This window comes from Parashewanella sp. 2210YD4-3, assembly GCF_056591735.1.
Map to the genome: position 1 here is coordinate 279,917 of NZ_JBWQOG010000001.1, position 21,431 is coordinate 301,347.

General features: G+C 39.5%; 24 protein-coding genes. 8 read left to right on the forward strand and 16 right to left on the reverse strand.

All coding sequences use genetic code 11. The features are described 5' to 3' along the window. Window positions 1-99 precede the first annotated feature (99 nt). The 3 genes from AC1EU0_RS01220 to AC1EU0_RS01230 form a co-directional block, all read right to left on the reverse strand. Entirely contained in the window at window positions 100-1,788 is a 1,689-nt protein-coding gene (locus tag AC1EU0_RS01220) for an NAD-dependent malic enzyme (RefSeq protein ID WP_480300061.1), read from the reverse strand. A 38-nt stretch (window positions 1,789-1,826) separates the two neighbouring features. Beyond that, complete coding sequence (locus AC1EU0_RS01225) at window positions 1,827-2,288, reverse strand: YehS family protein (RefSeq protein ID WP_480300062.1); 462 nt, start codon at window positions 2,286-2,288, stop codon at window positions 1,827-1,829. A 148-nt stretch (window positions 2,289-2,436) separates the two neighbouring features. After that, window positions 2,437-3,678: an ankyrin repeat domain-containing protein gene (locus AC1EU0_RS01230; RefSeq protein ID WP_480300063.1), complete on the reverse strand. Its 1,242-nt coding sequence runs from the start codon at window positions 3,676-3,678 to the stop codon at window positions 2,437-2,439. Window positions 3,679-3,822: 144 nt separating this feature from the next. Between AC1EU0_RS01230 and AC1EU0_RS01235 the strand changes: the two genes are divergently transcribed. Beyond that, the gene (locus AC1EU0_RS01235; protein WP_480300064.1) at window positions 3,823-5,331 is read left to right on the forward strand and encodes a S10 family peptidase; all 1,509 of its coding nucleotides are present in this window, start codon (window positions 3,823-3,825) and stop codon (window positions 5,329-5,331) included. Window positions 5,332-5,424: 93 nt separating this feature from the next. Here AC1EU0_RS01235 and AC1EU0_RS01240 read toward each other — a convergent pair whose 3' ends face one another. Continuing rightward, complete coding sequence (locus AC1EU0_RS01240) at window positions 5,425-6,924, reverse strand: ankyrin repeat domain-containing protein (RefSeq protein WP_480300065.1); 1,500 nt, start codon at window positions 6,922-6,924, stop codon at window positions 5,425-5,427. Window positions 6,925-7,122: 198 nt separating this feature from the next. Between AC1EU0_RS01240 and AC1EU0_RS01245 the strand changes: the two genes are divergently transcribed. After that, on the forward strand, window positions 7,123-7,692 hold the full coding sequence (locus AC1EU0_RS01245; RefSeq protein WP_480300499.1) for a LysE family translocator: 570 nt from the start codon (window positions 7,123-7,125) through the stop codon (window positions 7,690-7,692). Window positions 7,693-7,695: 3 nt separating this feature from the next. Beyond that, window positions 7,696-8,358, forward strand: coding sequence for a uracil-DNA glycosylase (ung, locus tag AC1EU0_RS01250; RefSeq protein WP_480300066.1), 663 nt, complete (start codon window positions 7,696-7,698; stop codon window positions 8,356-8,358). Window positions 8,359-8,370: 12 nt separating this feature from the next. Here ung and AC1EU0_RS01255 read toward each other — a convergent pair whose 3' ends face one another. The 5 genes from AC1EU0_RS01255 to ispB form a co-directional block, all read right to left on the reverse strand. Then, a complete protein-coding gene (locus AC1EU0_RS01255; protein WP_480300067.1) occupies window positions 8,371-9,078 on the reverse strand; it encodes a hypothetical protein in 708 nt (235 codons plus the stop codon). Window positions 9,079-9,153: 75 nt separating this feature from the next. Next, a complete protein-coding gene (locus AC1EU0_RS01260) occupies window positions 9,154-9,744 on the reverse strand; it encodes a hypothetical protein (RefSeq protein WP_480300068.1) in 591 nt (196 codons plus the stop codon). A 131-nt stretch (window positions 9,745-9,875) separates the two neighbouring features. Continuing rightward, window positions 9,876-10,541: a hypothetical protein gene (locus AC1EU0_RS01265; protein WP_480300069.1), complete on the reverse strand. Its 666-nt coding sequence runs from the start codon at window positions 10,539-10,541 to the stop codon at window positions 9,876-9,878. Window positions 10,542-10,653: 112 nt separating this feature from the next. After that, window positions 10,654-11,232 (reverse strand): hypothetical protein, encoded by a 579-nt coding sequence (locus AC1EU0_RS01270; RefSeq protein WP_480300070.1) that lies wholly within the window; start codon window positions 11,230-11,232, stop codon window positions 10,654-10,656. An 82-nt stretch (window positions 11,233-11,314) separates the two neighbouring features. Then, window positions 11,315-12,286: an octaprenyl diphosphate synthase gene (gene ispB / locus AC1EU0_RS01275; RefSeq protein WP_480300071.1), complete on the reverse strand. Its 972-nt coding sequence runs from the start codon at window positions 12,284-12,286 to the stop codon at window positions 11,315-11,317. Between the two features lie 271 nt (window positions 12,287-12,557). Here ispB and rplU point away from each other — a divergent pair, with 271 nt between their 5' ends. From rplU to cgtA, 3 genes are all read left to right on the forward strand, one after another. Further along, window positions 12,558-12,869, forward strand: a complete 312-nt coding sequence (gene rplU / locus AC1EU0_RS01280; protein WP_121840250.1) for a 50S ribosomal protein L21 — start codon at window positions 12,558-12,560, stop codon at window positions 12,867-12,869. 17 nt (window positions 12,870-12,886) lie between these two features. Then, window positions 12,887-13,141, forward strand: coding sequence for a 50S ribosomal protein L27 (gene rpmA, locus AC1EU0_RS01285; RefSeq protein ID WP_133405847.1), 255 nt, complete (start codon window positions 12,887-12,889; stop codon window positions 13,139-13,141). A 134-nt stretch (window positions 13,142-13,275) separates the two neighbouring features. Next, window positions 13,276-14,442, forward strand: coding sequence for an Obg family GTPase CgtA (gene cgtA / locus AC1EU0_RS01290; RefSeq protein ID WP_480300072.1), 1,167 nt, complete (start codon window positions 13,276-13,278; stop codon window positions 14,440-14,442). A gap of 64 nt (window positions 14,443-14,506) precedes the next feature. Here cgtA and AC1EU0_RS01295 read toward each other — a convergent pair whose 3' ends face one another. Then, complete coding sequence (locus AC1EU0_RS01295; protein WP_480300073.1) at window positions 14,507-15,100, reverse strand: hypothetical protein; 594 nt, start codon at window positions 15,098-15,100, stop codon at window positions 14,507-14,509. Between the two features lie 262 nt (window positions 15,101-15,362). Here AC1EU0_RS01295 and folA point away from each other — a divergent pair, with 262 nt between their 5' ends. Further along, on the forward strand, window positions 15,363-15,845 hold the full coding sequence (folA, locus tag AC1EU0_RS01300; protein ID WP_480300074.1) for a type 3 dihydrofolate reductase: 483 nt from the start codon (window positions 15,363-15,365) through the stop codon (window positions 15,843-15,845). A gap of 50 nt (window positions 15,846-15,895) precedes the next feature. After that, the gene (locus tag AC1EU0_RS01305; RefSeq protein ID WP_480300075.1) at window positions 15,896-16,264 is read left to right on the forward strand and encodes a DUF3718 domain-containing protein; all 369 of its coding nucleotides are present in this window, start codon (window positions 15,896-15,898) and stop codon (window positions 16,262-16,264) included. 41 nt (window positions 16,265-16,305) lie between these two features. On the opposite strand, the gene AC1EU0_RS01310 is transcribed toward AC1EU0_RS01305, so the two are convergent. The 6 genes from AC1EU0_RS01310 to rsmA form a co-directional block, all read right to left on the reverse strand. Then, a complete protein-coding gene (locus tag AC1EU0_RS01310) occupies window positions 16,306-16,605 on the reverse strand; it encodes a hypothetical protein (protein WP_480300076.1) in 300 nt (99 codons plus the stop codon). A 157-nt stretch (window positions 16,606-16,762) separates the two neighbouring features. Next, window positions 16,763-17,038, reverse strand: a complete 276-nt coding sequence (locus tag AC1EU0_RS01315) for a hypothetical protein (RefSeq protein WP_480300077.1) — start codon at window positions 17,036-17,038, stop codon at window positions 16,763-16,765. Between the two features lie 133 nt (window positions 17,039-17,171). Next, a complete protein-coding gene (locus AC1EU0_RS01320; RefSeq protein WP_480300078.1) occupies window positions 17,172-19,193 on the reverse strand; it encodes a methyl-accepting chemotaxis protein in 2,022 nt (673 codons plus the stop codon). A 68-nt stretch (window positions 19,194-19,261) separates the two neighbouring features. Beyond that, the gene (locus AC1EU0_RS01325; protein ID WP_480300079.1) at window positions 19,262-20,086 is read right to left on the reverse strand and encodes a symmetrical bis(5'-nucleosyl)-tetraphosphatase; all 825 of its coding nucleotides are present in this window, start codon (window positions 20,084-20,086) and stop codon (window positions 19,262-19,264) included. 14 nt (window positions 20,087-20,100) lie between these two features. Continuing rightward, window positions 20,101-20,481 carry a Co2+/Mg2+ efflux protein ApaG gene (gene apaG, locus AC1EU0_RS01330; RefSeq protein ID WP_480300080.1) on the reverse strand — a complete coding sequence of 127 codons (381 nt, stop codon included), beginning with the start codon at window positions 20,479-20,481 and terminating at the stop codon, window positions 20,101-20,103. 16 nt (window positions 20,482-20,497) lie between these two features. Further along, window positions 20,498-21,298, reverse strand: a complete 801-nt coding sequence (rsmA, locus tag AC1EU0_RS01335; RefSeq protein ID WP_480300081.1) for a 16S rRNA (adenine(1518)-N(6)/adenine(1519)-N(6))-dimethyltransferase RsmA — start codon at window positions 21,296-21,298, stop codon at window positions 20,498-20,500. Between the last annotated feature and the right edge of the window lie 133 nt (window positions 21,299-21,431).

Sequence of the window (21,431 nt, forward strand, 5' to 3'; positions counted from 1 at the left end):
GTGTCGAAAATAAAAAACCGAACTTAATTTTATCATCAAGTTCGGTTTAATGCTCTGAGTTCAATCCCAGAAAAAATATAAATTACAACTATAAGCGTTCTAGAAAGAAGTACGCTTATAACTGCGGTATTCCGGCTTCCAGAAACTCTTTTCAATACTTCTAAGGATGTGCTCATCCGTAATTGGACGAGCCACACCATCTTCAATGGCTGCTTTGGCAACAGCGAAAGCAATTGTTTTACTCACTTCATGAATTTTTTCCAATGGAGGTAACAATTGCCCTTCACCGTCTTGCGCTAAAGGAGAACATTCTGCTAAAGCACGGCTTGAAGCCATTAGCATTGAATCGGTTACACGTTTAGCTTTAACTGCTATCACACCAAGGCCAATGCCTGGGAAGATATAGCTGTTATTACATTGTGCAATTTCAAATGTTTTATCATCCAATACTACAGGTTTAAATGGGCTACCTGTTGCGACTAATGCTTGGCCATTTGTCCACTTCAAAATATTTTGCGGCGTTGCTTCAACGCGGCTTGTTGGATTAGACAATGGGAATACAATTGGACGTTCACAATGTTGATGCATGGTTTTGATCACTTCTTCAGTGAATAAACCTGGAACACCAGATACACCAATCAAGACCGTTGGTTTTGCATGAGTCATCACTTCAATAAGTGAAATATCTTCACCTGAACCATCCCAATCTTTAGCTACATCAGCTGGTTGCGCTAATTTTTGCTGGAATGATAATAAGTTAGGCATCTTATCTAACAATAATCCCCAACGGTCAACCATGAATACTCTTGCGCGAGCTTCTGACTCTGAAATACCTTCAGATTCCATTTGTGCCACGATAGCTTCTGCGATACCACAACCTGCACTACCTGCTCCAACGAAGGTGACACGCTGCTCACTTAATTTAGTGCCAGCCGCTTTACACGCTGCCAATAATGACCCAACCGTTACTGCCGCCGTACCTTGAATATCATCGTTAAAGCAGCAATATTTGTCTTTATAGCGCTCGAGAAGTGGCATTGCATTCTTTTGAGCAAAATCTTCGAATTGAATTAGAGCTTCTGGCCAACGCTCTCTTACCGCAGACATAAAGTCTTCAATGAATTCAGCATACTCATCACCAGTAATACGAGGGTGACGCCATCCCATATACATAGGATCATCCAATAATTGTTGATTATCGGTACCAACATCTAAGGTAATCGGTAAAGTGTGTGCTGGAGAGATACCACCACAGCTAGTGTATAGTGCAAGCTTACCAATTGGGATCCCCATTCCACCAATGCCTTGATCTCCCAAACCAAGAATACGCTCACCATCAGTGATCACAATCACTTTTACTTTATGACGAGTAGAGTTATTAAGAATATCACTGATACGCTCACGGTTTGGGTAAGAAATAAATAACCCACGATTTCGGCGGTAATTCTTAGAGAATTGCTCACAAGCTGAACCAACCGTTGGTGTGTAGATAATTGGCATCATCTCTGTAATGTGATTTTGCACCAAACGATAAAACAAAGTTTCATTGGTATCTTGAATATTTCTTAAGAAGATATGCTTATTAACATCACTATCAAAACGACTGTATTGTGCATAAGCTCGAGAAGCCTGCTCTTCAATCGTTTCAGTGACTTGAGGTAATAAGCCTTCTAAATTAAAGAAAATGCGTTCTTCTTCAGTAAAAGCTGTGCCTTTATTAAGCAAAGGCGCTTCTAGAATTGCTGGACCAGCGTAGGGAAGATACAGCGGACGTTTTTTATCACCCATCGGATAGACCTTTAACTTTGGTTGTAATGAATGGGAAGTTACTTCCCTTGATACTTTAATGATAACCCTTTGATGAAATTACGTAACATTTGATCACCACAAGGTTTAAAATTCTTATGCTCTGGATTGCGGAAAATCGCACCAAGCTCTGATTTACTCACTCTTAAATCAGCTAAAGCCAAAACTTCAATGACATCTTGCTCTTTAAGCTCAAAGGCGACTCTTAATTTTTTAAAAACAAGATTATTATTAATTTTAGTCGGTTTTGGAATTTCACTACCTTCTTTCAAGCCACGCTTTTCAATAATAAGGCCATCTAAGAATCGACATAAATCTTTATCAAGAAAAGAAACAAACAGTTGATCATCTTCTTTTCTCAGAAAATGATGAAGCTCAACATTAGTTATTGAATGTCCTGCATGTGCAAAAATGGAAATCATCTTAGCGTCGTCGTAATCAAGAACGAAACGCAGACGGCGCAAAATATCATTGTTATTCATGGTAAATCTATCTGTAAGAGCATTGGGGTGGCATTATATACTGAAAATAGACTTTTAATGCTGCATTTTGATGGATAACTTATGCGTGATTTAACACAAGTCTTAACTCCTTATAGGCAATCAAGAAAACATTCTGTTTAGATATTAGCTAACGAAACGTTTTCCTCAAATAATTTATTACTGTTCCTACAACGGTCAGTTCATTATTTTTTACTGATTCATAATCTTCTTTGTGATCCTCTGCCTGTGATTCTTGCTGCACGCTTTCCCACTCTTCTAGAGTCTCATCAGAAACAGCGATATTGCTAACTAAAGCTACAAGTGATGCTCTATCATCGATATATTCATATTTTCTCGCCATTTCAAGAGCTGTTTGTCCGAAAGAATCTCTCAATTGTGCATCAGCTCCAGCATCAATAAGAGCCTTTATTATCCCTTTATCGCCTCGCCTTACAGCAGTATGCAGAGGAAAATCGCCATTAGCGTCCATCGTATTGACTTCAGCATTATGCTTGAGCAAGGCTTGTACCGTTGTCGAGTATCCGTTGTTGCACGCAAGCATCAATGGTGTCTCTCCCTGATGACTAGTAACACTGAGTAATTCCTTATCTCGGGATAAAAAGCTATCTATCATTGTTTCTGATTGAATGCGACAGACACTAAAGAAGACATAATCCCCTTGGTGATGAACCACTCTTGTTGAAGCTTTTTGGTTTAGCAATAGCTCAAGCATATCCGCATCGAAGTGCTCAATAGCATAGACAATAGGCGTAATGTGCTCTGCATTAGGACGGCGCGTTGAGGCATCATAATCTAGCAATAAGCGAACACAGTCATACTGCTTGTTCTTAACCGCCATCATCAAAGCGGTATCACCTGAAGTTTCATCACGTTTATCAACACTCACTCCAGCTTTTAACTGTTGCTCCAAAGAACTAATATCACCACGACTGGCAGCCACCCAAAAATCCCCATAACGCCCTTCATTATTCAGCTCTGACACCATTTTGTTTAATGCCGTTTTAACCGTTTTTTTATCGCTCCACTTATCTAAAAAGCGCTGTTTATCTGACAGCTCTTGCATAGGAATATCATTGGATTGCTCAGAAGTATCGCGACCGCTTCTCAAAGTGACTGCTTCTACGGTTTGAGAAAAAAATTCTCTAAAACCAGACGAAACGTCACAGCTGTACGTGAATGCACTATAAGATGAGGACACTTGATACTCTACCGATAGTGTTGTTTGTGGATCAACAAATCGAACTGTAAATGATGAGTCTGCTCGCTCAATACCATTGGCAAGCTTTGTTAGCTCTGATGTAGATGCATACTCATTGACGTTAATTTCGACTACTTTGTTTTTTTGTGTCGATACAGCTGAACTGGCCATACTCTTTCTCACTGGTGTTTCAATATAAAAAGCATAGTTGAAGCAAAAGGTTAGAGATAATTCTAATAACACCTTTGTTTACAAAAAGTCTTTTTATTTTTGCTGCCAGTTCAGTAAGCTAACAGCAATTAATAGGAGATCATTATGTCTTTAGGAAAAGATTTGAGCCGTCAAGCATTACTACTTGCCGTTTCATTATTGTTCATTACCCCAAATGCGTTAGCAGCTAAAAACCCAACTGAACCTATAGCTAAACCAAAAGTTTCAACGACTAATCATAAAGTTGAAATTGCCGGAGAAACAGTGCGCTATAAAACCATTGCTGGCGGAACTTTATTAAAAAATGATAAAGGTGAAGCTACGGCCAATATCTTTTCGACCACGTATCTACGTACTAATTCAGATAGTGATAAGCCAAGGCCAGTAACTTTTGTGTTTAATGGTGGCCCAGGTTCTGCTTCTATTTGGTTACACCTTGGTATTTATGGACCCAAACGAGTTGTCGTCCCGTCTGACGCTAAAGATGATGGTGCTGCACCTTATCAATTAGTTGAAAACCAATTTTCATTACTAGACGTGACAGACCTAGTATTTATTGACCCTGTAGGAACTGGCGTTAGTCATGCTGTTGGAAAATCCAAAGACAAAGATTTTTGGGGCGTAAAACAAGATGCTAAGTCAATCGCTCAGTTTATTCGCCAATGGTTAACTGAACATAACCGTTGGAATTCTCCAAAATATTTAGCAGGTGAAAGCTATGGTACTGTGCGAGCCGCAGCGGTAACAAATGAGCTCCAAGGTAGTTGGACTGACGTATCTCTTAACGGCGTTATGTTGATATCTTCTATTTTAGACTTAACCCACGCACGTTATCAGCCGGGCAATAACCAGCCTTATATTGGTTTCTTACCAACCATGGCGGCAACTGCATATTATCATGGCAAAGTATCACAAGCCGATAAAGCACTAGGTCTTGAAAGGTTTGTAGAAGCCTCTCGTCAATTTGCACTTAAAGATTATGCCCTTGCATTGCTACAAGGCAGCCGATTATCCACGAAACAGCGTCAGCAAACCATTAAAGAACTCGCTCGCTTTACCGGACTGAAACCAAGTTACTTAGATGCAGTAAATCTAAGAGTCAGTGCTCATCGTTTCCAAAAAGAGTTACTAAGGGATCAACACAAAACTGTAGGACGTTTAGATAGCCGCTATATTGGTAAAGACTATGACTCTGGCGGCGAGCGTATCGATGCAGACCCATCAGGTTATGGTATTGACGGCGCTTATACTGCGGCCATTAACCACTATTTAACTAACGATTTGAAAGTGAAACTAGATAGACAATTTCAAGTGTTATCAGGAAAAGTATTCGCGGGTTGGGATTGGCGTATGAGCGGTAATCGTCTGCACTTTGTCAATGTAGCCCCTTATTTAAGTAGAGCTCAACGTGAAAATCGTGACTTCAAGATATTTGTTGCTAATGGTTATTTTGATATGGCTACGCCTTTCTTTGCAACCGAAAACACCATCGCCGACAACGGTTTTGATGCCACTCGTGTTGATATGAAATATTATCCAGCAGGACACATGATGTACGTTGAAGATAAATCTCTTAAACAACTTTCTGATGATTTAAGACATTTTTATAAGTAATGTTTTAGGGCTGATGATTCCCATCAGCCTTGCTGACTCATTTCAACATAAAAGTATTTATGACAACTCATATGTCTCAGTGCAAAAAAGCAGTTAATAGCCGTGTTTTCGTCGCCTTGTACTTTGCGTTGCTTTTATTTGAACTTTGTCAAAATTATTTTGAAGCTTTATGTGCTGAAGATCATGACCAAGATTATCTGTTACAGTCATATCCGCCCCCATTTTTTCTAGGTACGCTATAGAGTCTTGATGATCATGTTTTGCAGCGATTATTAAAGCAGTATTACCATCACCATCGACTTGTTCTAAGTCTATAGCAGCTTCACGTAATAGTAATAACTTTATGCCCTTTGTATTGCCTTTTTCAGCAAGAATATGGAGAGGCGTTTTACCATTTTGGTCAACAACGCTGGTACTGGCTTTATAGCACAATAATGCCCCTATGCATTTTAAATTCCCTTTTTCTATTGCTATATGTAATGGAGTAGTAACCTGTATGCTTTCATTAGGAAATAAGGAATAGTTAGGTTCTGCGCCTAGTTTAAGTAGTGTGGTAACGCATAACAAACTTTCTAATCGAGTCGCGATCATTAGAGGTGTATTATTGAATTTATCAGAGTCATTCACTGCCAATCCATGCTGATTAAGTAACATAACGCATCTAGCATTTTCACTTTCTACCGCCAGCATTAAAGCCGTTTGCCCACTGTGAGTTCGAGCCGTGATTTCTGCACCGTGATCAATTAAAAAATCAATACACAAATAATGACCATTTAATGTCGCTACCATCAGCGAAGACTTACCTTCTGTATCGGTATGGTTTATATCCGCGCCACTATTAAGCAATAAGTGTATACATGCTGTGCATCCAATACCTGCCGCATAGAATATTGGTGTTCTATTTGAGTTATCTAATGCATGAACATTAGCCCCTCTCTCAATTAACTCAAAAACTAACTTAAAGTTCCCCCTTTGAGCAGCATGGTGCAAAGCGGTCATGCTATGAGCACCAGTTTGATTCACATCGATATCGTCTCGAGACAATAGTAATTTAATACTCTTTTGAGAGTCTTTGATAATTGCGACTTGAAGAAGAGTATGACCCGCTCCGTACTTAAGGGTAAGATCAGCACCTTTTTCTATAATATATTTGACACAAGCAATTTTGTCATGGCAGACGGCGTGTACTATGGCACTGTTTCCCCACGCATCAACCCTGTCTATACTTTGACCTCTTTTTAAAGCTTGACTGATTAATTTTCGACTGCCAGTTGCACTTAAATTATCGAAGAAAAATAAATACCAATTAGTGAAGTAACCTATTTTTTTGCATAAGTAGTTTCGCTTCTTTATTTTAGAATCAAAATATTTAAGAGAATCAAAAGGAACAGCCTCATAAACCTTGTACTTTACGTGTGCTTTGACTCTGAACTCAACGACCTCTTCACCATCCATGCATCTAAAATGGATATAAACAGGATATAATTTTTCTTTTTTGGAATTGAAACCGGCTTTGACTATTTGAGTATCAATTTCCTGTGACAGAAATCTGTAATCCGATTGATCAAATGGAAGTGTGAGAGCATAACTCATCCTTCATTCCTCAGATAAATCACTATTCTTTAAATCTATTAGAATGCACTGAAAAGCAATAGCTTGAATTGTTATACCTTACAATTAATCAGCGTTATTCGTGTTTATGGTATATTGCAGCTCATTTAATAATATCTGGAGCACTTTTTGACACTCACGATTTGGTTTGGCCTTTTGGCGATTTGTTGTCTTGGAGCCATGTCTCCCGGCCCTTCACTTGCGATGGTTATTCGCCATACTGTCGGCAGTAGCCGTTTACACGGCATTGTTTGCGCATGGGCACACTCTTTAGGTATTGGTTTTTATGCATTGATCACCATCTTTGGCTTAGCGCTTGTGTTAAAACACTCACCCATTTTATTTAATACCATTGCACTAGCGGGTGCGGCATATTTAGCGTGGTTGGGGTATAACGCTTTAAAATCGAAAGGTGGAATGAGTGACAAACTCGCTGGAGGCACGCAATCAACCTTGTTGCAAGCAGCAAGAGATGGTTTAGCTATTTCGCTGTTTAACCCTAAGATTTTACTCTTCTTCTTAGCGTTGTTTAGTCAGTTTGTGCAAAATGCTAATGACCATACATCACAGGCCATTATTGTACTCACCCCTTTGTTAGTCGATGGTCTTTGGTACACCTTAATTGCACTGGTGCTTTCACATTCAGCGATTTTACCTAAGCTAAGAGACCATTCAGCACTTATTGATAAGCTATCTGGCATTATTCTTATTGCTTTAGCTGTTCGTGTTATTTTCACTTTGGAGTTTTAACATATGCCTAATCAATGGCAGACTTTTATTGAGTCTGAATCTCAACAGCAGTATTACTCTGAATTAATGAGCTTTCTAAAAACTGAAGCTCAAGTAGGGAAGGTAATTTATCCGCCACAAGATGAAGTTTTTAGTGCGTTTAAACTGACACCGCTAAGCCAGACCAAAGTGGTTATCATTGGACAAGATCCTTACCATGGACCTAACCAAGCGCATGGCTTGTGTTTCTCAGTGAATAAAGGGATCAAGGTTCCACCGTCTTTGGTGAACATCTATAAGGAACTCTCAACAGATATAGAAGGCTTTACCATTCCTGAGCATGGTGATTTACGGCCTTGGGCAAAACAAGGCATTATGTTGCTCAATACCGTATTAACCGTTGAGCAAAGTAAAGCACATGCTCACGCAGGGCGTGGCTGGGAAACCTTTACCGATAAGGTTTTGGTGAAACTCAATGAACAGTCACATCAAATTGTGTTTGTACTTTGGGGAAGTCATGCGATAAAAAAAACAAAGTTAATTACCAATCCAGTACATAAAATCTTAACGGCACCACACCCATCACCGCTATCAGCCTATCGTGGATTTTTTGGTTGCGGTCACTTTTCTCAGATTAATAAACTTTTAAAAGACGCTAATTTTGAACCAATAAATTGGCAGCTCTAGCGTTTAATGGTATTAACGTTTGCTGGTCTTATGTTCTTGATAAATATCATAGACTAGCCAACAAGGAACCCAAGTAATTACGACTAAACAGGCAAGAGGAATACCCACAGCAAGAATAACTGGAGCAAAAATAAATGTGCCTACACACATACCAATCATGGCTCCCCACGCTAGTGCTTTTTGCCAAAAAGGCATCACCAGCTTTTTCAGTTCTTTCGGTTTGGTGATGGGTTCATTCGACTCATTTCTAGGAATGTAATTTAATGATGGGTGCTGAATGCGCCACATGTTAACTCTGTTTGTAGTACCCACATTTAAAAATGAACTAAAACGTTTAGCGAGTGCCTGTGACATCTTTTTATCGACTTTAAACCCTTTAGCTACCGCAGTAAATTCTGCTGCCGATTCTGTAGCATGAAAGGTTGCGTACATTTTCATGTGCGTCCAACAACTAGCGACACTGGTTTCAACGCAGCTCACACCAAGATTGTAAGTAACGGAAGCCTCTTCCCGTTTTGCTTTTCTGTACCACGTTAATTTCAACGTTTTGGCACCAGAATCAGCAAACTCATGCCATTCCTTACTTGAAATATCACTACATTTTCCATTCGGTAATCGAATATATTTTGTTTCTTGAGTGTTGCGATCTTTATAAGATGCAACCACAGGATCATTGGGCTGCAGAGAAGGCGCTATATATTGGATAATTTTTGAAGCCATAAGCTAATACCTCAAACTGTGTTCTGTTTTACCTAAAGAGGACAGTATTTTAGAAACTAAAAGCCCCTCATTGACCTACAAACCAACACCTTGCCGGGAAGGCTTATGACAAATCCGACTAAAAAAAGATATCCCACAAAAAAACAATCCTATTCTTGCCAATCTTCTGTGCTCTTTTGTCATAAGAGGAGGCAAAATTGAGCTGTCATGCTTTATTAACGAACAATGACTATCACGCCATAACTGATGACGTAATTCAGTACCTTTATTCAATTCATCAGTAAATTTACTGGACAGATGACTTTCTAATTTATTGATGAGATCAGGGCTATATTGTTCAAATTTTTGCGAATTATTTTCAACTTGACTTGCGTTGAAACTCGCAAAGAATTTAGTATCTTGCCAAAAACAAGCAACCTGATTCGGCTCAGATGTAATACTGACTTTAAATATTATTTTTTCACCTTCAGAGAGCTTAATTTCAAGTGTGTCTGTATTTGAAGTCAAGAATCTTGAGCAAGCTTCATCGCCCAAAGCTCGAAGCTGCCCTTTAGGCACAGGAATATTTGCCTCTTTGTCTTTATTACTAAAGACAATAGATTCTATTTGAAGTCCCCTTGATGCAAGCGGATAAAAGGGTGTTGTGTAAACTGCAGAGCCAGCCATACAAATTTTAGATCCTGACCAATATATCCGATTAGAGTACGCTAAATAATGTAAATAGAGGGTGAATAGTGAATTAAAGATAGATTAACTTAACATCTTAGATGCAATCCTAATTCGTTAGGTCGTCACGCTTAATTGTAAACGTGCTCTTCGTTGGTGACACCTGAGTCAATACATACTATCACTCCCAGCCCTAAAAACGCAGGTAAAATCCATATTGGGAAGGTGAATGAAGCACCAACAGCTCCAACTCGTGCTAACACTCTTTTCTGCCTTGACCATACTGGCGGCTGGGCATAATTATGATGTTGTCTCAGTGCCGGATGATTCATACGCCACATTTCCAAACGAACTTCAGTCCCTTTATTGAGTTCAGCAGTAAACTTATGAGATAACGTTCTTTTGAGTTTCTTAACCTCTCTAACATCGACGCCAAAATAATTTTTTCGGTCTAACCTTTCATTTTCTGATTCTATATAGAATTTGACTTTAAATTTTGTATCTTCAAAAAAGCACGCAACGGTATTTGCTTCTGTCGGAATAGCAACATTAAATTGAATTTCTCTACTATCAGAAAAGCGTACTACAAGAGTTTCACTGTTTGCTCTCAAAAAACTGGAGCACTGCTCTTCAGTCAAGGCACTGACTTTTCCATTCGGTATCGGGATTGTTTTGGTAGCTTCCTTTGAACAAATAGGGTCACTATCAGCACCATAACCAAAGTGAATACTTTCGACTCGATTAGGGTTTACCGGAGAAGAAATAAGTACAGATGTGTCGCAATAAGGACTGGACATGCAAACTCTCAGTGATAAATACACCGACCTAACAATTTACACGAAAGAAGATGAACTAAAGGTGAAGTGTGGGTTAATCATACAATATGTGGGTGCCAGACTAATTGTTTACCTAATACTGGACTCTATTCCACGTAAAAGCGGTTATCGGGATAAACAGCCCTATTCCAATCATTCTGCCTATCATTTCACGTTGATTTCTTTTTCTAGCTTCTGCAGTCAATAGCTTTAGCCCCTTTGGACCTTTCGGGTTTCTTTCTGCACTGAAAAATGCCCTGTGCCTTATTTTCCAAACTTTCGGTCTCAAGCTCACATCATGATTTAACGCTTTGGTTAACCCTTCTGATAATTGAGATTCTAACTTAGAACTTGCTCTTTTTTCTTTAATGCTTGCTTTAGGCTGTTGTGAGCTTTCATGAAATTTGGCCACAATTAATGTATCGTTAGTCCAGAATGGCCTTTTGGTCTTCAAGGATAGAATAAAACTTACTTCAGTATTATCACTTCTAAGTACTTTAAGCTCTTGTTGATTACTTGTAACAAAATAGGCCCACTCTTCGTTAGATATATCATTAATTTTACGGCCAGTAAGCTTTATTTGATGGTGTTGTGAGGCAGCAGTTCGATAACTCAAACAGGTTGGGTAAGGTTTTCCTACAGAAGTGAGTAATGGTGTATTTGCAGTTGCCATAGCAATAAAAAAGGTTAAGCCGTAACTGTTGCTAAATTAACAGAAATAAGCTTAACCAATGCTTTACAATCTTGATATAGAACTAACTTTTACGGGCAACAGATAGGTGAGCTAACCCCAATAACGCTTGTTTGTATTCACTATCTGGTAAAACATCAAGTGCAGCAATTGCCTTTTCAGCTTCTTCATTAGCTCGACGTTCAGTGTACTCTAGTGCACCTGTTCGTTTAAGCGCTTCAAGCACTTGATCGATCACTTCCGATCCATCTGCTTTTTCGATCACACCTTTGATCAATGCTTTTTCTTGCTCATTGCCGTGAGCGAGAGCATAAATAAGTGGCAATGTTGGCTTACCTTCGGCTAAATCGTCACCAATATTCTTACCAAGCTCTTCACTATCAGCCGTGTAATCTAAAAGATCGTCGGTGATCTGAAATGCCGTGCCCAAATATTTGCCGTATTCACCTAAAGCTATTTCTGTAGCCTCATCAACATCAGCAAGCACACCGGCTAACTGTGTAGCCGCTTCAAATAATCTTGCAGTCTTACAGTAAATGACACGCATATAATTGTCTTCACTGGTATCTGGTTCATTTAAATTCATTAACTGCATCACCTCACCTTCGGCAAGGACATTTGTAGTATCAGCTAGAATTTTCAATACCTTAAGACTGTTTAGCTCTGTCATCATTTGGAATGAGCGAGTATACAAAAAGTCTCCGACCAACACTGACGCACTATTACCAAATAAGGCATTCGCAGTTTGACGACCACGACGCATGGATGATTCATCAACAACATCATCATGTAATAAAGAAGCGGTATGAATGAACTCAACGATCGCCGCAAGCTTCAGATGATCGTTTCCTTTATACTCTACCGCTTTACTTGCTAGAACAGATAATAATGGACGCAAACGCTTTCCACCACTGTTTACAATATAAAAACTAAGCTGATTAATAAGAGCTACATCTGATTCCAGTTGGTTATAGATCAACTGGTTAACAGCCTGCATATCGTCTTCAGTTAAGGCGCGAATCGCTTGTAAATCCATAGTTAACTCTAGAAGTGGGGCCAATTTAAATTTTAGCCCAGTATTAAAAGCAAATTGCGATGATTTTACCTAAAATTGCCAAGTAAAACAGCTTTTGATACCTAATCCGACCTTTTGATTAAATTTAGTATTTGTTTCTCATTTTGTACTTGCCAGCACTCTATTCTTAGCGTAGAATCCGCGCCCATTGTCATTAAAAATTTTTGTAGCACATTGGTGTCTAGAGTTTAAATCTTACGCGGTGTGTTAAAGATCTCGGAGTAAAATAGCTATGTACGCTGTTTTTCAAAGTGGCGGCAAGCAACATCGCGTTGCTGAAGGTCACGTAGTACGTTTAGAAAAATTAGAAGTTGCCACTGGTGAAACTATTGAATTTGATCAAGTTCTTTTAGTTGCTAACGGTGACGACGTTAAAGTTGGCGCACCTTTAGTTGAAGGTGGCAAAGTGGTTGCTGAAGTAGTTAGCCACGGTCGCGGTGAGAAAGTACGCATTGTTAAGTTCAAGCGTCGTAAGCACCACGAAAAGCAAATGGGCCACCGTCAGTGGTTCACTGAAGTTAAAATTACTGCTATCAACGCTTAATAAGGGGAGTCTAACTCATGGCACATAAGAAAGCTGGCGGTTCTACCCGTAACGGTCGCGATTCAGAAAGTAAACGTCTTGGTGTTAAGCGTTTCGGTGGTGAATCAGTATTAGCTGGTAACATCATCGTTCGTCAACGTGGTACTAAATTCCACGCTGGTGACAACGTAGGTGTTGGTCGTGACCACACTCTATTCGCTCTATCTGACGGTAAAGTGAAGTTCGAAGTTAAAGGTCCTAAGAACCGTAAATTTGTAAGCATCGAAGCTTAATTTAAACTTCGAAGTGAACAAGTAAAGCCCTGCCTCTGGCGGGGTTTTTGTTTTTCTATGCTTTAGTCGTGGGTTAAAGGTATAATTCCCCGCATTGCTAAGAGCAAGAATAAATCCAATGAGGTATTGTAAAGATGAAATTTGTCGACGAAGCAGTCATTCGAGTTGAAGCGGGTGATGGTGGCAGTGGTTGTGTCAGCTTCAGACGTGAGAAGTACGTTCCTGACGGTGGCCCAGATGGTGGCGACGGCGGTGACGGTGGTAGCGTATATCTGCTGGCAGATGAAAACTACAATACCCTGATTGATTTCCGCTTTGAGCGTTTCCACCGTGCAGAGCGTGGTGAGAATGGTCGTGGTCGCGATTGTACTGGACGTGGCGGTGACGATTTGATCCTAAAAGTACCTGTTGGTACTCGCGCGGTTGATGAAGAAACCGAAGAAGTTTTAGGTGATCTGACCAAGCATGGTCAGAAAATGTTAGTCGCTAAAGGTGGTTTCCACGGCTTAGGAAATACTCGATTTAAAAGCAGTACTAACCGTGCACCACGTCAGAAGAGTTTGGGTACACCAGGTGAAGTTCGAAGCCTTAAGCTAGAACTGATGTTACTTGCAGATGTGGGTCTTTTAGGCTTACCCAATGCCGGTAAATCTACCTTTATTCGCTCAGTTTCTCGCGCGACGCCAAAAGTTGCTGATTACCCATTTACGACTTTGGTACCAAACCTCGGTGTAGTAAACCCACGATCGGGGCAGAGCTTTGTGATCGCTGATATTCCAGGTTTGATCGAAGGTGCAGCTGATGGTGCAGGCCTAGGTATCCGCTTCTTAAAACACTTAGAGCGTTGTCGTGTACTTCTGCACATCATCGACATTGCGCCGATTGATGAAAGCGATCCGGTTGAAGCTGCAACCTCCATTTTGGAAGAACTTGAGAAGTATTCTCCAAAGCTTGCTTCTAAGCCACGTTGGTTAGTGATCAATAAAACTGATTTACTACTTGAAGAAGAGCTTGAAGAACAAATTAAACGTGTCACTGATGCGCTTGATTGGAAAGACGAAGTACATACTATCTCAGCTTACAACCGTGAAGGTACGCAAGAACTTAGCATTAAGCTTCTAGACTTTATTCAAAGCTTACCTGATGAGGAAGAAGCAGCCGATCCTGAGAAAGAAGTTGAGTTTAAGTGGGATAACTATCACCAAGCCACTGATACTGATTTCAATAAAGATTACGATGATGACTTCGATGATGACTTTGATGAAGACGACTATGATGTAGAAGTGGTCTACGAACGGTAACGTTTAAAAATAAAGAGCACCGTTCATCACGAGTGCTCTTTCATCACTGAATTTTGCTCTTAATTTAATCTTTGCAAAGACAATCAGTCACCCGATCCACTTCTGGCTGATAATCATGATCGCTTAAACAATAGCACACGCAGCCAAGTGCAATCACTAGAGGCAGTGCTAAACACCCAAGAACACCACAAGCAACTCCACCGGCGATAACTTTCTTTTTTTGACAATCTGATAAGGTAAAGGGCTCTTTTGGTAAGCTCTCAATATCTTTAAAGGCTGCATGCTTAGACTCGATAATGTCTTTTCTAAGCATTGAGTTTCTGTCTAATGTACAAGTTAAACTTTTAGAAAGTTCAAATTCAAATTCAAATTGACTTTCATTTTGTAATTGTGAAACTGTAGATTCAAGTTGATGAAAGGTAGCAATAACCGAGACATATGGGATAAATTTACAGAATACTTCATGTCTGGCTTCTAAGGTCATCTTATACACTTTAACGGTATTATCAGATAGTTTAACCTTAAGTTCAGTATTTTTAGTATCAAGGAAATCTTTCCAATCACTTTTTTTAATGTTTTTCGGTTTTACACTTCTTAAGTCAAGATTGTAATCAACCGACGTCGTACTATTTATTAACGGTTGAATTTCACTGCTCATAAACATAGCCTCAAATGCGAAAGTATTATCGTACTCCTACAAAGATGAACTGCTTTGTTACATCTCATTAATTTTTATCAACAGCAAAGAAATAGGTTGAGCTAAATTTGAAAGTTGAAATTCCGCAGTTTCTTTTATCAATTGCAATTACAGCTTATAAATGGAAAATAATATTAACCAAGCTTAACTATTTATCAGATATAGCAACTCTTTATTCAGACAGCTAAAATAGTCGCCTACGATAACGATTCAGGACGAATTCATGCAAATTTCTATAATAGCGGCAATGACCATAAATCGAGTGATCGGAAAAGACAATCTAATGCCATGGCACTTGCCTGAAGACTTAAAGCACTTCAAAGCTACAACAATGAGTTATCCCATTGTCATGGGAAGAAAAACCTACGAATCCATTGGTCGCCCTCTTCCGGGTCGTGACAATATTGTAATTTCCAGACAAGCTAATCTAGAAATTGATGGCGTAACTGTGGTTGCTACTTTTGACGAAGCTAAGCGTGCCGCGGGTGACGTTGAACAGCTATTTGTAATTGGAGGTGGCCAACTTTACCAACAGCTTCTCCCACAAGCGGACAAGCTCTTTCTCACTGAAATTAATATCGATGTTGAAGGAGATACGTATTTTCCAGAATGGGATGATGGCAGTTGGCAAGAAGTTACAAAAGAGTCAGGGATCAGCTCCGATGGGTTGGAATATAGCTTTATCAACTTAGTAAAAAAATGTTAAATTAAGCGCATTAAAATAATAACCTAATTTATACAATTAAGGATTATCAGATGCGCGTATTAACAATCGCGGGTGTTGCTCTGATTGCAGCGTCCCTTGTAACCCCTACAACTCAAGCTAATGAACAACTTTTTGTGAGTGTTTGTAGCTATGTAAAAGCGGACGACAAAAGCCGTCTCCGTAAAAAGCTAAAAGAAGGCCGCCTCACCTTACGCAACATTTATACTGACCTAAAGTGTAACGGTGACAACTTGCTTCAAACCGCTTATAAGTCAGGCGCTAATAAAACCGGTGAATATATTGTTAAGCGTGTTTCGAAAAAAGCACTAGCTGAAAGTAAAGTTTGGGACTGGGCAAATGCCAATGGCCATTCAGCAAGTCCTATTAGCGCGGTTTTAAAAGGCAAGCTTGGTCTATAACATTATTTGATGAAAAGATGGAGTTGCTAAGTTCCATCTTTTCATTTTTCTTTAGATAATCCTAATTCATGACCTTTCACAACCCACTTTGATGGATTTAGCATCACTCTCAAACACTGATAGACATAATCCTCATTTTCATTAGTCTCACCCATAAAATATTCTTCGATAATAGTGCCAATAGGAGATAGTGTAGCGCATGCAGTAGCTGCAGCAGGACCACCTACGGAGTACCCAACACCGCTATGAAGCAAAAAATTACCAATCAAGTGATTTGATATGGTCGATTTTATTGATTTGTCAGTATGACATGATGGTAAACCAGTCGGTCTAGTAAACATTTTGTTCCTATTTTTAAGTGACTGAATTAATTGCAGTATATTCATCTGTACTGTAACTAAATCCTTTAAAAGGAAAATTCACAGAATTGAAATCAGAGTGCTCTATATTTGCTACTCAATAAGTAAAGCCTTGGATATATGTAACCGGTATTCCAACTTAGCTGTTTTTATCCGTAACCATCTTAAAAACCCATTTAGTTGGGTTCAATATCGTTCTGAATCCTCTTGAAGCGTATGTGTCATTTTGAGTTTCATCTGACAGTAAAAAAGCTTCAATACTGGTTACTACAGGTGAAAGAATTGAAGCCGCTATAACGCCATAGGGACCAAAAGCGATTAAAGCCCCTGTAGAATATAAGCATATATTTCCGATTGAATTAGCCGCAAAAGCTTCAACAGGGTTCAGTGAACCAATATCTTGAACAGTAGACATACCAAACCTTTATATTTTTAGACACTGTTCATTCTATATGAATCATCTGAACTATAACTGAATGTTATTGATAGAAAAAAGCACATACCATAAATTGGAATGTGCTTTTTATTAGCTCTAATTGAATCGCTTTTTAAACTCTAAACTCACCAACCGAAACTTGCAGTTCCTCCGCAAGTTTAGCCACTTGATGGCTAGACTCAGCGGTTTGATCCGCACCTAACGCTGTTTCCTCTGAGATAGTCGAAATATCTTCTAACTTTTGTGATACCTCTTTACTCACTAAATTCTGCTCTTTCGCAGCATCTGAAATTTGTGACCCAGAATCAAAAGCTTTGTGAACAGATTGGCTAATTGCTTCTAGAGCAACGTTGGCTTGCTCAGTTTTCTCTACGCAAGACTGTGCTTGAGTACGACCTAGCTCCATAACTTGTACCGCTTCTTCAGTTCCTTGCTGTAGCATTTCAATCATGTGCTGAATTTCACTGGTAGACTCTTGAGTTCGAGAGGCCAAGCTACGGACTTCATCGGCGACGACAGCAAAGCCACGGCCTTGTTCTCCAGCTCTTGCTGCCTCAATAGCCGCATTTAATGCAAGTAAATTTGTTTGCTCTGCGATGCCACGAATAACATCCAAAATCGACCCTATTGATTCACTATCAGAGTGTACTTTGTTTATCACCTGCCCTGCCGTTGTCACTTCGTCAGCAAGTTCTAAAATAATACGTTTGTTTTCTGATGCTATTTCACGAATGTTATGAGCTTCATCATCAGCAAGTTTGATTTGTTCAAGCGCTAAATCTGCACTTGCAGCCACTTGTTGAGCGCTAGAGTTTAGCTCCGTTGTTGCGGTTGCAGCTAAATTAACTTTGTCTTTTTGCTCTTTAATGCCCGAAGTGGTTTGAGAGGTAATCGCAGAAGTTTCTTCCGCTGCTGCTGCAAGCTGAGTCGAGCGGTCTAAAATACCAGTGATAACACTTCTTAAACTATCGACAAGACGGTTACAGTTGGCAGCCAACTTAGCAAATTCATCGTTTCCACTATCATCAAGCTTATGAGTTAAGTCGCCAGATGCCAGAATATTCAGGGCATTGTTGACTTCATCTAAAGACGACTTTAATGGACGAACCACTGCGAAACTCACAACAATCGCAAGTAGAATTGCAAATATTTCCACAACCAAAGAGCGGAAGCTAGCATTATCAATACTCTCAATGGCCATAGCATTAATATCATTACTGAATGCTTCAATATTGTTGTTGAGCTGTTCTAATGCTGTCTTGAGCATTCTTGCCTTGCTATTCATTGCCGAAAATGAGTCATTCACTTTTAACTCGGTTCGTAATTGACTCTGCTTATTTTTAATAATTGAATCATTACCTTGAAGTAAGGATAAGATTTGTGAGAGTCCACTATCCGTTTCTTCGAGCGTGTCTCCCAGCAAGTTGTTATCTAATTGCTGAGCTAAGAATTGTTTTTTTTCAATAATTTCTTTAATGGCATAGTTCAGTTCTTTTTCAACAATGTTGAATTGCTGTTCATTTACCGATGAGAGTAATTCTTGTACTTGAGAAACTAAGTTATTGAGTACCGGATCAAGTAAAGATGCTGTACTCGCTATACCTTGCAGCATTTTATCGTCACTCTCTTGATAATCGATTAAATCGAGCAAAACTGAGCCTGTATCTTCAACCGCTGTTTCAATATCCTGTGCTTGACGATTCGCTGATTCAGTTAATTGTAATACTCGTAATTTACTCGCTAACAGCGTCTTACTAACTTGTTGATAATGTTTATACTCAGCCTGTGTCTTATTTAATACGCCACCAAATTGGGCTTGTTTTTGCATTAAAGCCACAAGATTAGCAATGTTGCCATTAAAGTCTTTATGATTTTCATCAAAATTATTTTGAATCTCTGGTAACTGCGAAGAAGATGATGCGTGAAACGCCATCAATGAAAATTTCTGCTGCTCTGTCAGTAAGCCAGAGAGTTGATTCGTCGCTTTTAATGCAGGCAAGCTGAGCTGCTGCATGGTAAGTGTACTTTCTTTAGAAGTTTGATTTGTAGTGTGAGACATGATGCCGAGCACAATCAGCATTACGGTCACCAAAGTGAATCCACCAACTACGCGATTGGCTACAGAAATTTTCATGGGTACTCCGACTCTTATATTTTTTCCCTATGACGCTAGGGTTTTTATAATATTTTTGTCGGCCTATTTTAAACTTTCTTTAACCTTTTTTGGGTAATTTTTTCACACGTTTCTAAGTGCCATAACGTCATTTGCCCTCCCCAAACGCATCCTGTATCCAAAGCGATCACGTTTGGATCATTGGTTTCTCCCATTAATGCTGCCCAATGACCAAAAATGAGGCGATTTGTTTCTTTAATTTCGCTGTCCCATTTAAACCATGGTTTAAGAGAGGGGTCATCACTCAATTCTGGTGGTTGCTTACAACTAAAGTTTAAACTGCCATCGTTATGTAAAAACCGCATACGAGTCAGTGCATCAATGGTATAACGCAGTTTTTCAAACTCACTAAGCTCATCATGCCAATAGGCTTGCTTATCATGGTACATTTTTGCAATCAGCTCAGGTATATAATCTTCTTGCTTTAGAGCTTGGGACACCTTGTTTGTTTGAACAATGAGCGTGTCGAGATTCCATTGAGGAGGTACACCCGCATGAGTCATAATAAGTTGGTGTTTCGGCAAATACCGCATTAATGGTTGCTGTCTTAGCCAGTCAATATATTTAGGCAACTGTGGTGAATCTAGCAGAAGATCTAGCTTGTCTTTAGGATTCCGTTTTTTGATACCTGCTGCTAATGCCATCAGGTGTAAGTCATGGTTTCCCAAAACGGTTTTAACACTATCTCCGAGTTGATATAGATATTCAAGAGTGGCGAGAGAGTCTGGTCCTCGTGCCACTAAATCACCAACGCACCATAGAGTATCTTGAGAAGGGTCAAAGGCCACCTTATCTAAAAGGCAGCGCAGTTCGTAATAACATCCTTGTAGATCGCCGACGAAGTAATTTGCCACGCTATTTTCCGCAATTAATGGAGGGCTCCAGGTGCTGCTAGCCTAAACATCGGGATTGGTGCTCTGAAGTCCTTATTGTCCTCGGTCACCATCCCATAGAAGCCTTCCATAAAGCCTAGTGGAGTATCGAGCAAGGTGCCACTGGTATATTGATACGCACTGTTAGGGGGAATAGTCGGTGTTTCACCAACTACACCATCACCTTGTACTTCTGTTTTTTCACCATTTCCATCGGTGATAATCCAATGCCGATCTTTCAACGTAGCCTTTTTATCACCAAGATTGATAATGGTAATCGTATAGGAAAACACATATTTATCTTCATCTGGAGAAGACTGTTCATCAATATATTCTGTGGTCACTTCAACACGAATTGGAGACTCTGGCACCGACATTTTCTATCCCGCTTCACTATTTTCTTATGAGGTAGTTCGCCATGTTGACATACTGCTCGACTGAAATCTGTTCAGCTCTTAAACTGGCATCAACGCCCAATTTAGCAAAATCATCATCGTTCAGCGTACCTTTAAGGTTATTGCGTAATGTTTTACGACGCATTCCAAAAGCTTGAGTCGTCAGCTTACGCAATACTTCAACATCATCACAAGGATATGGTTTATTTTCGTATGGTAATAAACGCACAACCGCTGAATCAACTTTTGGTGGTGGAGCAAAACAACCAGGGGGTACTTCTAGCACTGGCACAACCTGACAATAGTATTGAGCCATTACGGTTAAGCGACCGTATGCTTTCGTTCCTGGGCTTGCGGAAAGTCTTAATACCACCTCTTTTTGCAACATAAAGTGCATGGTTTCAATGAGTGAAGAAAACTCAAATAAATGAAACATTAGCGGCGTTGAAATATTGTAAGGTAAGTTACCAAACACTTTCATTTTTTTATTTGGCTGAGCGAGTTGCTCAAAATCAAACTTAAGCGCATCACCTTGATAAATTTCTAATTTATCTTTTAAAAATGGATGTTGCTGTAATCGTTCAACCAGATCTTTATCAAGTTCAACTACATTAAGCTTATCTACGTCTTCGGCTACAGGCTCTGTTAACGCACCTAAGCCTGGACCAATTTCTACCATAACATGTTCATTGTCTGGTGAAATGGCGGAAACAATACGATCAATAATATTGGTATCGGTCAAAAAGTTTTGTCCGAACCGTTTTCTGGCCGTGTGGCCTAAGTGAACTTTACTACTCATGCTCATCCTAAAAAAAGACGCTTACTGTCACAGTAAGTCACAAACAAAAAATGACACTGTGTGTTTACCTACTTTACCATTTCAGACAAGCTAAGGTATTGCTAAAAGCTGAAATGATAAAAGGGTTAAAGAA

Bases quoted from the DNA above. Each gene is read 5' to 3' on its own strand.
- AC1EU0_RS01220 (WP_480300061.1), bottom strand. From the start codon at position 1,788: ATGGGTGATAAAAAACGTCCGCTGTATCTTCCCTACGCTGGTCCAGCA.
- AC1EU0_RS01225 (WP_480300062.1), bottom strand. From the start codon at position 2,288: ATGAATAACAATGATATTTTGCGCCGTCTGCGTTTCGTTCTTGATTAC.
- AC1EU0_RS01230 (WP_480300063.1), bottom strand. From the start codon at position 3,678: ATGGCCAGTTCAGCTGTATCGACACAAAAAAACAAAGTAGTCGAAATT.
- AC1EU0_RS01235 (WP_480300064.1), top strand. From the start codon at position 3,823: ATGTCTTTAGGAAAAGATTTGAGCCGTCAAGCATTACTACTTGCCGTT.
- AC1EU0_RS01240 (WP_480300065.1), bottom strand. From the start codon at position 6,924: ATGAGTTATGCTCTCACACTTCCATTTGATCAATCGGATTACAGATTT.
- AC1EU0_RS01245 (WP_480300499.1), top strand. From the start codon at position 7,123: ATGTCTCCCGGCCCTTCACTTGCGATGGTTATTCGCCATACTGTCGGC.
- ung (WP_480300066.1), top strand. From the start codon at position 7,696: ATGCCTAATCAATGGCAGACTTTTATTGAGTCTGAATCTCAACAGCAG.
- AC1EU0_RS01255 (WP_480300067.1), bottom strand. From the start codon at position 9,078: ATGGCTTCAAAAATTATCCAATATATAGCGCCTTCTCTGCAGCCCAAT.
- AC1EU0_RS01260 (WP_480300068.1), bottom strand. From the start codon at position 9,744: ATGGCTGGCTCTGCAGTTTACACAACACCCTTTTATCCGCTTGCATCA.
- AC1EU0_RS01265 (WP_480300069.1), bottom strand. From the start codon at position 10,541: ATGTCCAGTCCTTATTGCGACACATCTGTACTTATTTCTTCTCCGGTA.
- AC1EU0_RS01270 (WP_480300070.1), bottom strand. From the start codon at position 11,232: ATGGCAACTGCAAATACACCATTACTCACTTCTGTAGGAAAACCTTAC.
- ispB (WP_480300071.1), bottom strand. From the start codon at position 12,286: ATGGATTTACAAGCGATTCGCGCCTTAACTGAAGACGATATGCAGGCT.
- rplU (WP_121840250.1), top strand. From the start codon at position 12,558: ATGTACGCTGTTTTTCAAAGTGGCGGCAAGCAACATCGCGTTGCTGAA.
- rpmA (WP_133405847.1), top strand. From the start codon at position 12,887: ATGGCACATAAGAAAGCTGGCGGTTCTACCCGTAACGGTCGCGATTCA.
- cgtA (WP_480300072.1), top strand. From the start codon at position 13,276: ATGAAATTTGTCGACGAAGCAGTCATTCGAGTTGAAGCGGGTGATGGT.
- AC1EU0_RS01295 (WP_480300073.1), bottom strand. From the start codon at position 15,100: ATGAGCAGTGAAATTCAACCGTTAATAAATAGTACGACGTCGGTTGAT.
- folA (WP_480300074.1), top strand. From the start codon at position 15,363: ATGCAAATTTCTATAATAGCGGCAATGACCATAAATCGAGTGATCGGA.
- AC1EU0_RS01305 (WP_480300075.1), top strand. From the start codon at position 15,896: ATGCGCGTATTAACAATCGCGGGTGTTGCTCTGATTGCAGCGTCCCTT.
- AC1EU0_RS01310 (WP_480300076.1), bottom strand. From the start codon at position 16,605: ATGTTTACTAGACCGACTGGTTTACCATCATGTCATACTGACAAATCA.
- AC1EU0_RS01315 (WP_480300077.1), bottom strand. From the start codon at position 17,038: ATGTCTACTGTTCAAGATATTGGTTCACTGAACCCTGTTGAAGCTTTT.
- AC1EU0_RS01320 (WP_480300078.1), bottom strand. From the start codon at position 19,193: ATGAAAATTTCTGTAGCCAATCGCGTAGTTGGTGGATTCACTTTGGTG.
- apaG (WP_480300080.1), bottom strand. From the start codon at position 20,481: ATGTCGGTGCCAGAGTCTCCAATTCGTGTTGAAGTGACCACAGAATAT.
- rsmA (WP_480300081.1), bottom strand. From the start codon at position 21,298: ATGAGTAGTAAAGTTCACTTAGGCCACACGGCCAGAAAACGGTTCGGA.